Annotated in this window: 13 protein-coding genes; 9 read left to right on the top strand and 4 right to left on the bottom strand. The window is 54.7% G+C overall.

Annotated features, from left to right (window positions below):
* Window positions 1–86 precede the first annotated feature (86 nt).
* Window positions 87–2,033, top strand: a complete 1,947-nt coding sequence (locus Z947_RS0101665) for a 4Fe-4S binding protein (protein ID WP_025042574.1) — start codon at window positions 87–89, stop codon at window positions 2,031–2,033.
* Here the strand turns inward: Z947_RS0101665 and Z947_RS0101660 are convergent.
* A complete protein-coding gene (locus tag Z947_RS0101660) occupies window positions 2,027–2,752 on the bottom strand; it encodes a hypothetical protein (RefSeq protein ID WP_025042573.1) in 726 nt (241 codons plus the stop codon). The genes Z947_RS0101665 and Z947_RS0101660 overlap by 7 nt on opposite strands.
* An 83-nt stretch (window positions 2,753–2,835) precedes the next feature.
* On the opposite strand from Z947_RS0101660, the gene Z947_RS0101655 reads away from it, so the two are divergent.
* The 7 genes from Z947_RS0101655 (at window position 2,836) to Z947_RS0101625 (ending at window position 11,105) form a co-directional block, all read left to right on the top strand.
* Window positions 2,836–3,027, top strand: a complete 192-nt coding sequence (locus Z947_RS0101655; protein WP_025042572.1) for a DUF6494 family protein — start codon at window positions 2,836–2,838, stop codon at window positions 3,025–3,027.
* Window positions 3,028–4,083 carry an Mrp/NBP35 family ATP-binding protein gene (locus tag Z947_RS0101650; protein WP_025042571.1) on the top strand — a complete coding sequence of 352 codons (1,056 nt, stop codon included), beginning with the start codon at window positions 3,028–3,030 and terminating at the stop codon, window positions 4,081–4,083.
* Complete coding sequence (locus Z947_RS0101645) at window positions 4,080–4,784, top strand: biotin/lipoate--protein ligase family protein (RefSeq protein WP_025042570.1); 705 nt, start codon at window positions 4,080–4,082, stop codon at window positions 4,782–4,784. Before Z947_RS0101650 ends, Z947_RS0101645 begins: the two co-directional genes overlap by 4 nt.
* Before the next feature lies 1 nt (window position 4,785).
* Window positions 4,786–5,280 carry a DUF6505 family protein gene (locus Z947_RS0101640; RefSeq protein ID WP_025042569.1) on the top strand — a complete coding sequence of 165 codons (495 nt, stop codon included), beginning with the start codon at window positions 4,786–4,788 and terminating at the stop codon, window positions 5,278–5,280.
* Between the two features lie 424 nt (window positions 5,281–5,704).
* Window positions 5,705–8,905 (top strand): CHASE domain-containing protein, encoded by a 3,201-nt coding sequence (locus tag Z947_RS0101635; RefSeq protein ID WP_025042568.1) that lies wholly within the window; start codon window positions 5,705–5,707, stop codon window positions 8,903–8,905.
* A 235-nt stretch (window positions 8,906–9,140) separates the two neighbouring features.
* Window positions 9,141–10,700, top strand: coding sequence for a PAS domain-containing sensor histidine kinase (locus tag Z947_RS0101630; protein WP_081781093.1), 1,560 nt, complete (start codon window positions 9,141–9,143; stop codon window positions 10,698–10,700).
* A gap of 15 nt (window positions 10,701–10,715) precedes the next feature.
* The gene (locus Z947_RS0101625) at window positions 10,716–11,105 is read left to right on the top strand and encodes a response regulator (protein ID WP_025042566.1); all 390 of its coding nucleotides are present in this window, start codon (window positions 10,716–10,718) and stop codon (window positions 11,103–11,105) included.
* A 318-nt stretch (window positions 11,106–11,423) separates the two neighbouring features.
* On the opposite strand, the gene Z947_RS0101620 is transcribed toward Z947_RS0101625, so the two are convergent.
* The 3 genes from Z947_RS0101620 to Z947_RS0101610 all read right to left on the bottom strand — a co-directional run bounded on the left by Z947_RS0101620 (window position 11,424) and on the right by Z947_RS0101610 (window position 13,886).
* Window positions 11,424–11,780 carry an Hpt domain-containing protein gene (locus tag Z947_RS0101620; RefSeq protein WP_025042565.1) on the bottom strand — a complete coding sequence of 119 codons (357 nt, stop codon included), beginning with the start codon at window positions 11,778–11,780 and terminating at the stop codon, window positions 11,424–11,426.
* Entirely contained in the window at window positions 11,777–12,766 is a 990-nt protein-coding gene (locus Z947_RS0101615; RefSeq protein WP_025042564.1) for a response regulator, read from the bottom strand. Before Z947_RS0101615 ends, Z947_RS0101620 begins: the two co-directional genes overlap by 4 nt.
* A 154-nt stretch (window positions 12,767–12,920) precedes the next feature.
* A complete protein-coding gene (locus tag Z947_RS0101610; protein WP_025042563.1) occupies window positions 12,921–13,886 on the bottom strand; it encodes a response regulator in 966 nt (321 codons plus the stop codon).
* Between the two features lie 239 nt (window positions 13,887–14,125).
* Between Z947_RS0101610 and Z947_RS21370 the strand changes: the two genes are divergently transcribed.
* The gene (locus Z947_RS21370; protein ID WP_025042562.1) at window positions 14,126–15,073 is read left to right on the top strand and encodes a response regulator; all 948 of its coding nucleotides are present in this window, start codon (window positions 14,126–14,128) and stop codon (window positions 15,071–15,073) included.
* The last annotated feature ends 188 nt before the right edge of the window (window positions 15,074–15,261 follow it).

Raw genomic sequence — 15,261 nt, 5'->3', positions numbered from 1 at the left:
AAGAAACACGGTTTACGAGTGGTGCGAATCACGACTAGCCTGACGGGCGCGCGGCTGTTTCGGTCCGCATCGAGAGGGGCTTTGACGTGGCAAAGAAACTGATTTTATGTGATTGTCTCGGGTCTCAGGCCCTGGATGCGGATGCCATTTCACAAGGGGCCGGTCTGGCTTGCTCAAAGGTGTATTCCAACCTTTGCGGGGACCAGATTGATCACGCGGCACAGGAACTTGCGCAGGGGGATGTAATCCTTGCCTGCCAACAAGAACGTCAAAGATTTGAAGAGCTTGCAGAAGAATTAGCGGTCGAAGTGCCAGGGTTCGTCGACCTGCGTGATCGTGCGGGCTGGGGCGAAGGGAATGCCACGCCCAAGATGGCGGCATTGGCGGCAGAAGCGGCAATGTCGGTGCAAACGGGCCGGTCTGTTGATGTGATTTCCGAAGGCACTTGTCTGATCATCGGTGGCGAGGCCGCGTTAAAAGCGGCAGCTGATCTATGCGAGACGCTGGCGGTGACTGTTTTGCTGGGCGACGCTGATCTTGTGCCCACGGATCGGCGGTTTGATTGCGTGATCGGTTCGGTGCGCAGTGCGGCTGGTGCCTTGGGCGGGTTTACTGTAAAATTTGACGCGCTGCAGCAGGTGGTCCTTGGCGGACGCGGCGCGTTTCAACTGACCGCGCCACAAGGCGGCGCAGTGTCGGAATGTGATATAATTCTAGACCTGTCCGGCGGCATCGCAATGTTCCCGGCTCCGGAAAAACGCGAGGGCTATCTGCGCGCCGACCCCAGCCATCCGCCGTCAGTTGCCGCCGCAGTTCTTAGCGCATCCCAGATGGTCGGTACATTCGAGAAACCGCTTTATGTGCGGCTTGAACCCACGATCTGCGCACATAGCCGCGCAGAACAACCCGCCTGTTCCAATTGCCTGAATGTTTGTCCGACCGGTGCCATCACGTCGGCAGGGGAACATGTGGCGATTGACCCGATGATTTGCGCCGGCTGTGGTTCCTGTTCGGCGGTGTGCCCCTCAGGTGCGATCACCTATGACGCACCGCCTGTAGAGACGTTGTTTCGCCGGCTTTCCACGCTTGCGTCGACCTACCGCAAGTCGGGGGGGCAAGGTGCCCGCCTGTTGGTCCATGATGCGATTTTCGGGGTCGAAATGATTGCATTGGCCGCACGTTTTGGCCGTGGGTTGCCCGCAGATGTCATCCCGCTGGAAGTTGATGCGTTGTCGGGTTTTGGCCACGCCGAAATGCTTGCGGCGTTTGGTTGCGGGTTTGAAAGGGTGGACATTCTGATTTCACCCCGGGCTGAACTGGATGTGATTGAAGCGCAGACAGAACTGGCTAAAGCCCTGTCTGGCGGTGACATCATCCGGCTTTTGCAGCCTGCCGACCCTGACGCGTTATGTGCGTTGCTTTACACAGATTTAGATGCGCCTGCGCGCATCGCGCCGATCCTGCCTGTCGGATCACGCCGCCAGGTGACCCGGCTGGCGGCCAAGGCGTTGCAGCCTGATGCGGGTGTTATCGACCTGCCGGAACATGCGCCCTATGGGGCCGTTCTGGTGGATACAGATGCCTGCACCTTATGCCTGTCTTGCGTGTCGCTGTGCCCTTCGGGCGCCTTGGGCGACAACCCTGATATGCCGCAACTGCGTTTTCAGGAAGACGCCTGTTTGCAATGTGGTTTGTGCAGTAATATTTGCCCCGAAAATGCCATCACGCTGAAACCGCAAATGGACCTGAGCGATGCGGCCTTTACCCAGCGGGTGTTGCACGAGGAAGAACCTTTCGCTTGTATTGAATGCGGTGGGCTGTTTGGCGTGAAATCAACGGTTGAGAAGATCACCGAAAAGCTGGCGGGCAAACATGCGATGTTCGCAACCTCTCAGGCCGCGAAGATGATCCAGATGTGCGACAATTGTCGCGTTCAGGCGCAGTTCCATTCAACGAACAACCCGTTTCAGGGGGGCGAACGCCCGCAAGTGCGCACCTCTGACGATTATTTCTCGAAGCGCAAGGATCATTGAGATTGAAGCGGAGCACCAAGATCGGCAGGGCTGATCAGGGCGACAAATCCGACAATCGCGGCGATCTCTTCCAAGGTTACCTCGATTGGGGCGATGGGCGAGGGCAGATTGTCGGCAAAATCCTCCGTCACCTCGGCGACCTGCGTAAACGCGGGATGGGGTTTGCGCAGAAAAAAGGTTTCGAACCGTTCCTGCCAGTCGGGAAAGCCGCGCATCAGCGCGAAGGACGGTGTCGACCCGATGGCCTTCATCCGGTTGGTGTCGTTGACCACATGACACCGCCCGCAGCGTTTCAAACTGACCGCTTCGCCAAGGGCGGCGTCGCCCGTAATTGCCGCGGGCTCCACGGTCGTGGCGTCGCTCAGTTGTGCGCTGAACAGCGGCGTGCCTTGCGGTGCAAATGCTTCGATGGTGCGTTTGCCGATGTCAGACAGCAACCATGCCTCAAAGGTATCAACGGCATCGCCCCCGGTGCCCGACAAATGCCAAAGCGTTTCACCCGCTTTGAAAACCGGCGTTCCGGTCGTGCCAAAAGCGGCATCAGCGGTCCCTGTGACGGGCGTGATACGGATGCCGGTTTTCAGCGAAAAACGTGGCAGCAGATGTTTGAGAAACCCCGTTTCGGACAGGGATGCGGGTGCTTGCAGGGTAAACGCCTTGTCCTGAGCGGAAACAGGGCTGGCAAGCAGACCGGCCATCACGGCGATTTGTTTCAACATTCCATCCGCTCCAATCTTGCGCCCCAGCCTAAGAGCGTTAGGGTCGCAGCGTCAACATTTCAGATAATTCAAGGGGCTATGCCATGAGCGAAGACTTCAACATGTCGATGCGCAAATTTCTCAAACAGGTCGGCGTGACGTCCCAACAAGCGATCGAAGAAGCGATGCGCAAGGCGGGGGATACGTCTGGCAAAACCTATGAGGCCAAAATGGTGCTGACCATTGATGGCGTTGATCTGGAACACGTCGTCATCGGCAAGATTGAAGGTTCCTGAATGTCCCTGACCCGTGAAGATGTCCTTGCCTGTCTGAAAGAAATCAAAGCACCTTCGGGCGTGGATCTGGTAGAGGCCGGATTGGTCCGCGCATTGAACGTGGACGGCACCAGCGTGCGTTTCGTGATGGAGGTCGACAGCCCCGAACCCTTCATGCCAGCCAAAGCCGAAGCCGAGGCGGCGTTAGCGGCCTTGGGTGCCGCGTCGGTGTCGATCGTGATGACGGCGCATAGCAAACCGACACCCCCACCGGATTTGAAAGCGGGCCGCAAGGCCGAACCCGCAGGGCCGGAAAAACTGCCCGGCGTGGACCGTATCATCGCCATTGCCTCCGGCAAGGGTGGCGTGGGAAAATCCACCGTTGCGGCAAATCTCGCTTGTGCCTTGGCAGCCGAGGGATGGCGTGTCGGCATGTTGGATGCGGATGTTTACGGCCCGTCGCAGCCGCGGATGCTTGGCGTATCCGGTCGCCCGCAAAGCCCTGATGGCAAACTGATTTTGCCGCTGCGCAACTATGGCGTAACGATGATGTCGATCGGGTTGATGACGAACGATGATCAGGCTGTGGTCTGGCGGGGGCCCATGTTGATGGGCGCCTTGCAGCAGATGTTGACGCAGGTGCAATGGGGTGCGCTGGATGTGCTGATCGTCGATCTGCCGCCGGGCACCGGCGATGTGCAAATGACGCTGGCCCAAAAGGCGCAGCTGGACGGGGCAATCATTGTGTCGACGCCGCAAGATGTGGCGTTGCTGGACGCCCGCAAGGGGATCGACATGTTCAACCAGATGGGCACGCCAATCATCGGGATGATCGAGAATATGAGCACCCATATCTGTTCGCAATGCGGACACGAAGAACACGTGTTCGGCCACGGCGGCGTGAAGTCGGAGGCGGAAAAGTTGGGCGTGCCTTTGCTGGCTGAAATCCCCCTGCATCTGGACATACGGATGGCGGCGGATGGGGGGGCACCGATTGTGGTTTCCAAACCCGATAGCGTGCAGGCGCAAGCGTTTCGTACCGTCGCCAAATCCCTGATCGAGATGGGCAAGGCATGACCGCACCCAGCTTTCCACCATTGTTCAGCGGGCTTGCCGTCGAGGGGCAGATCGATCCGTTCGATAAGGCCTGTGTCGAGGCGGCGCGGGGCTGTGATGCCGGATTGGTGGTTTACAATCTTGGTGCCAATACTTTGCAGGCCGCGTTGGTTTTTGCGCCTGATGTTGTGTTGGCGGATGCCATGGCGATGATGCCCCTGTGTGGCGTCGGGTTTCAGAACGCATTGGGCGCTTTGGCCCCGCCGGAAGTCGCGGTACATCTGGATTGGGCTGGAGGGTTACGGATTAACGCGGCATCCTGCGGACGTTTGCGCGTTGCGGCGTCCGGGCGCGATCCTGCGGCAGAGCCGGACTGGCTTGTGATCGGCTTGGAACTGCCCCTTTGGCCGACCAGCGATGCGCCCGGCGAAACACCTGATCAAACAGCACTTTATGCCGAAGGTTGCGCCGAAGTGGATGCGGTGGACTTGCTGGAATCCTGGGTCAAACACACGCTGGTTGGCATCAACACATGGCAAGACGAAGGCGTCGCACCCTTGCATAAAGAATGGCGTGGGATCGCCCATGGGATTGGCGAAGACGTTGAAATTTTCGGGGAAACCGGCACCTTCTTAGGCGTAGATGAAAAATTCGGGATGCTCTTGCGCCGCGAGGATACCACGCGCCTGATCCCGTTAACTGATGTATTGGAGGGCTCATAAAATGATGCTCGCACGTGCGATCCATTTTGACGAAAGCGACATGAATGTTTTTCACAAACCTGCGCGCACCGGTGAATGGTGTATCGCTGGGGGGTTTGAGTTCTCCAATTGGTCGCAGGCTGATCTAAGTGGCAAGGCGCGGCAGGCATTCTCGAACGGTTGGCTTGGCGTTGAAACATTCGGTCGTGTGACGTTTGTTGCCGTGACCCAGATTGAGCCCGCCGAATTCGAAATGCTGAGCACCGCCCTCGCTGAGCATTTCGTTCAGATGTATGGTGCCCCTTCGGTCGAGGCCGCGGCGCAAGTGGCGCAAGACGAGCTGCGCCATATGGTTGAGCTGTGCGACGATCAGGAACCCAATACGCTGCTGACCGTGGCACGGGAACTGACCGAAGCAGGTGTAAAAGAGAGCTTTCGCATGATCGAACCGCGCGACGCGGGGCTGGATCAATTCGCAATCCATGGGTCATTGGACGAAGAACCTCATCGCCATTAGGTTGCATTTTGGGGGTCGATTACGTGGGTTGGCCCGGAGCTGCATTAAAACTTCAGTGTAATTGATCCCGGCACTATCAAAGGTTTCACCAAAAGGCTGAAACACTTTGGCCAGTGGATGGATAAAGGCCCGCGCGCGCCGAAACGCTGAACCCTTTTGACTGTTGGGTGCTTCGCCCGGCCAGGGGGCGAATAGCAAACGCGTGAAGCTCGCGCGGTAGGAGAGCGGTTCGCAGCGCATGCACGCAGAGTGTTCAGCATGTGCAATACCGCCACGGTCCTTACATGCAGCGGAAGAATAGTTCTTTCTTGTTGCTAGAGTCCTCTAATCCGCATATCAACTCAAGATAGAAGACCAGCGTTTTGGGTGGCTAAACGCCTATAAATCAAGCGCCGTTACCAAATGTTAAGATTGTGAGTGTGCAGTGGCTTCACGGTTGGAGATTTTACTCGTCGTTGTAGGCTTGGCGCTGACGGGCATTGTTTGTTTTGTAAATATCCAGAACAACACAGAACTGGCAGAACAGGAATTCCAGCGTCTGGTCGACGAAAGCGCCGAGGCGCTGAGCGAGCGGATGAAAGGGAATCTGCAAACCGTGCGGGGCACAGCGGCCTATATCTCGGCCTCTGACGATGTGACCCTGACTGATTTCAAAAACTATGTCGACGCCCTTGAGATCGAGACGCGCCTGCCCAGCCTTATGGGACTTGGTTATGTTGTCGAAGTTCCAGATGCCGAACTGGACGCGTTTGTCAGCGCCCAGCGGGCGGCAGGGCGTCCGGATTTCGAGATCCGTCGCAGGTCAGACCGCGATCTGCATACGATTATCAAATATATCGAACCTGTCGGAGAAAATTCAAACGCAAAGGCTGTTGGTCTGGACCTGAGTTTTTCAACTGAGCGCGCCGAGGTTCTGACACGAGGGCGCGAGACCAACCAGGTCCAGATGACGCCGCCCGTACAGTTGGTGCAGGAGGACAAGACGCGACCGGGTTTTGTGACCTACATGCCGATATTTTCGAAAGCTAATGGAACAGGCGCGCCCGCAGTTTTCAAGGGGTGGGTGAACGCCCCGTTTGTGGCTGACAACCTGCTACAGGGGCTGACCCTGAGCCAGGGTCAGCTGTATGCGCTGCAAGCGTCCGATGTTTCCACTGTGCAAGGCAACGTGCCGATTTTTGACGGTTTGCCAGACATAAGCGAACGGGGCAAATTTTCGCTGACCCGTGAAATGCATCACTTCGGTCGAACCTGGATGCTGACTTTTAACAGTACCGACAGATTTGATACGTTGGTCAAATCTTATCAACCGCTCACCTTTCTTATTGAGGGGCTGGCGCTGACAGCGTTCCTTTTGCTGGTGCTGCGCCATATACAGGAACGCGCGGAACGTTTGCGCGACACCGCACGCCAAAGCGCCCGTCAGGCCGAAGCGCGCGCCGAAGAAAACCGTTCGATCGTCGAAAATGCGGTGATCTCTGTATTGGTACTTGATGCCAACGGTACGGTGCTGGTTGCCAATCAGGCGGCACGTAAATGCTTTGGCTTCACGGATGCCGAAATGAACGACAAGTCGTTTGATGCATTGGTCACTGAAATTGCTGATCCTGAAGGTAGTCATAACGCAGTCGGAAAAACCAAAACCGGTCAGGTTCTTGAGTTGGACCTGCATTGCAATAAGTGGCGCACCAGCGAGGGTGAACAACGAACGACGGCCATTATTCGCGATCTTACCGACCAGAACAAAGCCGAGCGGGAGTTAAAACGCCATAAATCGCTAAATGATATGGCATTGCAAGGGTCGGAAATCGGGGTGTTCGATGTGGATCTCAATACAGGCATGTCGGATGTTTCCGAAACCTGGTGTCGCCTTATGGGCTTTGACGGGGACTGCAATGGTATGGACACCCAGCAGAATTTTCTGGAACGGGTTCATCCGGACGACCTGATATTGCTCAAGGATGCGGACCAGCAGTGTATCGACGGTCTGACAGAACGATCCACTGCCGAATACCGGTTGAAATCTCTCGATGGAAACTGGCGTTGGATGCGTTCGGACGCAGTGGTTGTTGAACGTGACAAAGACGGCAAGGCGCTGCGCCTTATCGGTACGCAGACAGATGTGACCGATTTGCGTCGGGACAGAATTGCGCTGGAAGCAAGCGAACGGCAATTCCGGCAGGTTCTGGCAAGTGCACCGATTGGCATGGCTTTGATGAACGACAGCGGTAAATTCACCGGTGTGAACAAAGCCTTTTGCCAACTGACGGGACGCGAAGAAAGCGAATTGGTTAACGGCGTGGACCTTGCAGAGTTGATGCCGGACGAAGATCGCAAAGTACTTTACCGGACAATTGCGCAGATGATGGAGGATGGGAGTTCATCCATCTACACCGCAGAACATCGCATTCTGGGCAGCACGGACGAGGAACGTTGGGGGTTGGTGAACGTTTCATGGAGCTTTGACAGGAACGCCCGCAGCAACTTTTTCATTGCCCAGATTATTGATATTACGGATCAGAAAAAGCTGGATCTGGTAAAGAACGAATTTGTGTCGACGGTGAGCCACGAATTGCGCACGCCGCTTACGTCGATCAAGGGTGCGCTGGGGCTTTTGACGGCGTCCAAAGGCAGCAATCTGACCAGCGGTCAGGAACGACTGATTGAAATTGCAGAGTCAAACGCCGGCAGGTTGACAGACATCGTTAACGATATTCTCGACCTCGAGAAAATTTCTTCCGGTGAGATTTCATTCGAATTTGATGAACTGGATCTGGCAGAAGTCATTGAGAATGCTGCGCTGGAAATGGCACCTTTTGCCACCACGCACGAAAGTTCGCTGCGCGTGGATATGCCCGAAGATACGCTGAGCGTGCATGCCGATATGGGACGCACCAAACAGGTTCTCGCCAATTTGATTTCCAACGCTTGCAAGTATTCGGACCCGAACAGCGAAGTTCTGATCAAGGCAGAGCGGCTTGATGACATGGCGATTATCTATATTCAGAATACCGGCCAAGGCGTGCCGGAAAGCTTTAAGAGCCGGATATTCAAAGCGTTTTCGCAGGCGGACAGTTCGGACACACGTGCCAAAGGCGGCACCGGGCTGGGCTTGAACATTTCGCGCCAGATCGTTCTGCGTCACGGCGGGCAGATCGGGTACGAAAGTATCGCGAACGGCGTCACTGTTTTCTGGTTCACAATGCCTCTCACCGAAAACGTGCTGAAATCTGAGCCGCAGGTTCACCACACCCGTGATGCCAACGCCAACGGCAAGCTCTCCGTATTGCATGTCGAAGATGACCACGACTTTGCTGAAATTGTTGCTGAAGCGCTGGATGATTTTGCTGAGGTTTCGCACGTTAAATCCATTGCCTCTGCGCGACAATTTATCGGGACCGACCCTGTGGATGTGGTGATCCTTGATTGGGGGCTGCCTGACGGTGATGCAGATCAATTGTTAGAGGATATTTTGAGAGCTCAACCGGATGTGCAGATCATTGCCCTGTCCGCCGACGCCGAGCGCGAAAACGATCCGAGATTGGTCGCCAATATGATAAAAGGCCGGACCGACCTTGCGACAGTTGCGGCCGAAGTTAACCGGTGTCAGGCATTGGCGTCTTGAGGGTGGCGATGAAGAAATGTGCAAATGTGGTATGCTCGCCATATTAATGCCGCCTTTACCATTCACATTACCCGAGAATTGAATTGAATTGTCGTGCTGGACAGGATCTCTGTAGCGCACCGGCTGGAAAGACGAGGGTAAGACCGTGCCATCGGTTAAACTGAAAAGCGACACCACGAAGGCTGCATTCATTGGTTGTGGATTGGCCGCAGGATGGTACGGAGCCTCTTCGATAATGCTTTCCGGACTCGCTGGTAATATCGTGCCCGCGGCAGGGGCGATTGCCCTGGCGGCGGGTATCCCTGCATTCTTGCGCCGTGATACTTCCGCGGAAAAGTCGGGCAATGCGCAGTCATTAATCCTCAAGCAGCTCGATGCGATGAACAAGCATGCGGGCATCAACGTCGTTGATAACAACGGCCGGCTTACCGAAGTAAATGATCACTTGCTGGAGCTTAGCGGATATACACGCGAAGAGATCGTCGGAAAAAGTGTCAAAGTTTTGTATGATCCATCATCTGTGGCTTTGGCCGATATGATCCACACCAATCTGGAACGCGGCATCCCTTGGCAGGGCCAAACCCAGCTACGGCGCAAGGATGGCAGTATCCTTGTAACCCAGGCCACAGTGATACCGCTGTTTGACAATGACGGAAACTGGACGGGCTCGATTTCCGCGCGCACAGATGTGACCGAAACCAGCACAGTACTGGCCGAACGTCATTCAGCCCAAACCCTGAATGAACTGCGCGACGATATCTGGATCATCGATGCGGAGACTGAAAAGTTCAGCTATATGAACAGCTCCGCAAAGAAACGGATGTTGTTGTCGCATGACGAATATCTGGACGAAACTCTTGCCGAGTTCAGCCGCGCGCATGAAGTTGAAGGTGTGTTGCAAGCCTGTCGCGCGTTGCGCAATGACGGTGAAATGCTGACCCAGTTCGAATCAAGCCTGATGGGCACGCCGATGTATGTCAGCATCAAGTTTTTGCCCGACAGCCGTGGGTCCGGACGCTATCTGATTGTGTTTAACGATGTCTCGCATCGTTTGGAGCAGGAGAAGCGCAAGTCGGCGTTTATCTCTACAGTCAGCCACGAGTTGCGTTCCCCATTGACGTCCATCAAGGGTGCGATGGGGCTGTTGTTGTCCCGTTCTGCCGGTGAACTGCCCGACAAGGCGCAAGCTTTGTTAGAAATCGCTCATCGCAACGCAGACCGGTTGATCCTGATTATCAATGACATTCTGGATCTGGATAAAATTTCCAACGGTCAAATGGATTTTGACATTAAAGAAGTCGATCTGGTCGACCTGTTGGAAGAAGCGAACAACGCGAATGCCATGTTGCAGCAGCGGTTTGGTGTCAATGTCACGCTGAACGGTGCCGACGAACCGGTCCTGTTCAAGACCGATCCAAACCGGTTTATTCAGGTTCTGACCAACCTGATGTCGAATGCCTATAAATTCTCGCCTCCCAACGGTCGTATCGTTTTGGATATTTCAGACCTTGGTGAGCAGGTCCGCATTTCTGTGACGGATGAAGGGCAGGGGATCCCCCTGGCCGAGCAGGGCAAAATATTTGATCGCTTTGCGGATATGACCAACTCCGATCGCGCTACCAAGGGTGGTACCGGTCTGGGGTTAAGCATTTGTAAAGCTATTGTAGAAAATCTTGGCGGGACCATCGGCTTTGATACGGAAGAGGGGTCTGGCACCACCTTCTACTTCAATCTGCCGAAGGCTGTGCCAAATCTTAGGGCAATTGATGAAGACGACGTCAAGCGCATAGCATAATCAGGAGACCCTCGAATGATCAAACTTTTGCACGTAGAAGATGACGCGGATATCCGCGAAATCGCTGAGATGGCGCTAAGCCTGTCGGGTGAATATGACGTAGTGCAGTGTGAGACAGGCGAAATCGCCCTTGCTTATGTCGAGAATTATACACCCGATGTGATCCTGCTGGATATGATGATGCCCGGAATGACCGGTCGCCAGACATTGGAAAAGATGCGCGAGAAGCCGGAGTTCGCGGATGTGCCGGCTATCTTTATGACCGCCCGTGCACAGCATGCCGAGATTGACGAGCTATTGGCGATTGGTGCGGCAGATGTGATCAGCAAACCTTTCGATCCGATTGCACTGGGTGATCAGATCAAGCAGGCAATGGAAAAGGCGCGTCTGACCCAGGCGGCCTGAGGCGTGGGTTAACTTCCCGCTTATTTCCCAAGACTATTGTTAGAGTGGCCCGCGCAAAGCGGGCTTTTCTTGGTTCAAGGGCATGATTTTATAACCGAACTGCAAATCGGGTTCGTTGGCTGGAGGTGGCAACGTGTAAACCACCGCCACATCCGTGAATGCGCGACCAGCTGACCACCGGCGCTTTGGCTTTGTTCAAGGGTTGGACAAATCACCTGGCATGAGTGTCGAAAGCTGATCGGATCCGCCGGTGCGTCGCACGTGCAATTCTAAATTGAGATGGTGCAGCCTCTGTACAAGCTGCAAGGCAAGTTCCGATCAGCTGTCGCCGATCAGATTCTTGCTAAGCGTCAGGAAGTTCCCGAGCAGTTTCATCAAGCCTGCGGGAAGGGTGATCAACTCGCCCTCGGGGCTGCGCAGATGCGAAATGATTTCGTTTTCACAGTCACGTGCCGCCTGTCCAAGCTCGTCAAACCCCAGAGAACCCGCGCTGCCGGCAATTTGGTGCAAAACAGCTTTGGCCGCGTCCAGATGGCCAACAACCTCGCCCGCTACCTTGCTTTCCCAAGCAGCAAGCACGTGATGGGCAATTGTGCCCTGCCGGTCTTTCAACATGTCCAGAAAACGTTGTTGAATGCGTTCGATGCCGGGCAACATATCTGCGATATCCTTCATGCCCGCTGCTCGGCGATCCAGAAGTCCGTCAAGGACCGTTCATGCGCTTCGCTTGCCGCTTCGGCGGATGTGTGGGCCGCTGCCACAGCTTCCATCACCGAGTTCTCTGACTTCCAGATCAAACGGATCGCTTCGCCCGCACTGACCCGCACATAAAGCCGTTGCGCCGAATTGTCATAAAGTTCGGTGCGCGACAAAGACAGGTTCACCGCGTCCATCAGGGCCGTCATATTCGGGCGCCAGCCGCTTTCTGTGACGCACACAAACGTGCCACTCCCGGCGTAGGACATCAGAAACTGGTGGCCTGCCAAAGTATCGGAAATCACCTCTGCCACGTCGGAAACGAGGCTGTAGAATTCAAACGGCGACATGGCCTGATGGTGTTCTTCGATCTTGCGGATCGTGAAGGCAAAAGTGGTCGATCCGAACAATGCACCGCGCGAAAGCTGCGCGACATAGTTTTGCATCGCCATGTATTCAATCACATTATCAACGTCATAGATCGAAATCGGTTCGTGCAGCTCAAGCGCATTTTCCGGTGCGTCGGGCTGTGTCGGTGCCGAAATATTCTGCGTTGCGAAAATCTTGCGGGTGCGTGACTGGCGTGCTTGCACCAACCCTTCAACCAATCCAAGACGTGCACGCAGTTCGGGCACTTCAAACGGTTTGGTGACATAATCGGTTGCACCAGCGGAAAATGCCGCGTCCACATAACGCTTGTCCGACATCGCGGTCAGCATCAATATCGGCGTGTCGGCATATCTCGTCGAGGCGCGCACATGTTTGGTTAAGGTGATGCCGTCCATCTGGGGCATCTGGATATCGAAGAGAAAACAGTCGAAAGCATCAGGTTTAGAAGACGCCAGCAATTCAAGCGCTTCGGGACCGGACATGGCAGTCGTGAGCTCGTGTTCACCAATCGCGGTCACAAACTGGTCCAGCAGCTCTAGAATAATTGGATCATCATCGACCGCTAGAATTTTCATTTTCTTCTCCGTTGCCTGTGTCCGCCGTACTGGCGGGGGCAGGTGTCCTAATCTCTATCCTCAACTTGGAGGTGAAAGATGGCCAAATTTGGGCGTTTTGAAACAATCCTTCAAAAACATGCAGATTGTCATGGAATTCGCCAAAGCCACCTGTTCAGATTTCCTGCGTAAGCCTGTTGTCTAACCTTGCGAACAGGTCGTTTTCTTCGTCCTGTGTTAGATTGTGGATGTTGCCATCGTTAGACAAACATTCCCGCAGCTTGTCGCTTGCCGACAGATTCGACCACATGCGTTGGCTGGAAACGGCCCGAATATGACAGGTTGGTGGCACCGGAACACCGGTTTGGGCAAAATCCCAATCGGCTTTCAGGCGCTCTTCGAATGCCTTTGTCAGGGCGTCGTGGTCAAGGCGCTTGCGCTCCATGATGCTGCCGAAAAATTTACCGCTGCCGACATAGGAGAGCCTGAAATTGTAGTCAGCCATTGTCGCGACGGCGGCCGTTGCAATTGTCTGCAGGCATTTGCGGAATGCCGGCGCGCGTACGGTGCGATAGATGCCGCGCATGCCGGAAATGTTTACGGTAAACATCGTCATCGCAAAGCACCCTGCATTGCACCGCAGCAGTTCGTTTTCATGGGCCAGAATGTTTGACACGCCGTCGACTTTCAAATCGACAGGTTCTTCGAATTTCAACTTCAACTGCTCGCTGAGGGTACTCATGGTGTGCTGCGCCTGGGCGAGGCTTTTGTTCAGCAACCCGGCCATCACCACCCGTCCGGTCAACTCCTCGGGCTTGAGCGGCTTGTTGATAAAATCCGTTGCACCGGCTTCGAAGGCCCGCGCCATCAAACCGACTTCATTGCTGCCAGTGATCATCAGGATCGGCGTTGCGCTACATTGCGTCGTCTGGCGCAAAAGCTCGCACATCTGGATGCCGTCCATGCCGGGTAACATGATGTCCAGAAGGATGCAGTCAAACGGCTCTTTTGATTTGTGCAAGGCTTCCAGCCCGCTTTCGGCCGAAGCGTACATGTGAAGGTGATACCCCTTGTCTTCCTTCAGGGTGTCAGCCAGCAGATCCAAAATTACGGGATCATCATCCACTACCAAAATACGCATTGCTGTCGTTTCCTATCTAAGGGCGGTGCTCGTTATCGGTTCGCCATTGTTTATCGTTCCATAGAAGCTGACATCCTCGGCAAATGAATGTTCTGTTTGTGGAAACATTAAGACAACTTCTGATGGAATAAGGCGGAAGTCGTTCATTTTCCGGTAATCGCCCAGAAAAGGCATAGTCTTTTCACAAAATTGTCTAGATTGTGCGGGAGTGTCTAAAATCAACTTATGGTGTTGGAGTGATGAATATGAGAGTGCTGGCTGTCGATGACGATCCGGTTATCCTGGATTTGCTGCAAGTGATCTTGCGGCAAGAGGGTCATGAAACAGTTGTTGTCAGATCAGGCTCTGCTGCTTTGGACCTGCTTGCACCTCCTGACGAGCGCTTCGATGTTTTGGTGTTGGACATCACAATGCCGGAAATGGATGGCGTCGAGTTATGTGGCCGCATTCGAAACCTTCCGCTTTACGCCCATTCGCCAATCATCATGCTTACAGCAATGTCCGATAGCCACTCGATCGAGACAGCATTTTCGGCGGGCGCAAATGACTACATCACCAAACCGTTCGACGTGAAAGGTATTGGCCCCAGACTGCAAGTTGCAGAACGCATGATGGCTGAAAATCGCAAAGCTCTGGATGTGGGGCCGATGGTGCCCAAACCCTTGGAAATGAAAGGCGAACACGACATTGCCTTTGAAGACGCGGCGCTGATTAATGGGGTGGACCATCATACAGACGAGTTTTCCCTTGGGAACTACCTGTCGACAATGGAAAAGCATCGTGTCGAGCAATCATCGGTTTTTGCCGCACATATTTGTGCGTTCGACAGATTGTACGAGAACTGCACAAAGCAAGAGTTGCAGATCATTCTGAAAGAAACATGGATCGCGATTGCAGCGGCCGCAGATCATGCGCGCTTTTTGGGGGCATATGTCGGGTCGGGAAACTTCATTCTGATTACGACCTCAGAAATCCAAGACGAATGGAACGGGCTGGAACTTTTGATCGAAGCAAATCTGGCGTGTTCGGAACCGCTGAAGAAAGCGAACCTGACATCTTCGGTCAGGGTTTTGCTCGGGCGGCCTTTTCGTCCCAATGCAAGCAAGACCAAACGTGTAAAGCCCACCTTTGATCGTGCCCGTCTTTTGCTGCAGAAACGTTTGGAAATGGAATCAGACGCCGGTTAATCAAACCGGGTCGATTCGGGCGACATGGGCCGCCCTTCAGACCGGCCAAAACCCGAGCAGCAGCCTGTTGCCTACATTGAAACAGCGCCTTGCCGTCGTCGGCGTTGCTTCCCCTTTCAACTTGTCAAGCGTCTGCGGCCGTCAGGCTTCTGGACTGGTCAGCCGTAAAACGTTTTGCGGGTGGGCTG

It is taken from the genome of Sulfitobacter geojensis, from assembly GCF_000622325.1.
Classification (GTDB): domain Bacteria; phylum Pseudomonadota; class Alphaproteobacteria; order Rhodobacterales; family Rhodobacteraceae; genus Sulfitobacter; species Sulfitobacter geojensis.
This window is presented reverse-complemented; position numbering and strand designations above follow the sequence as displayed.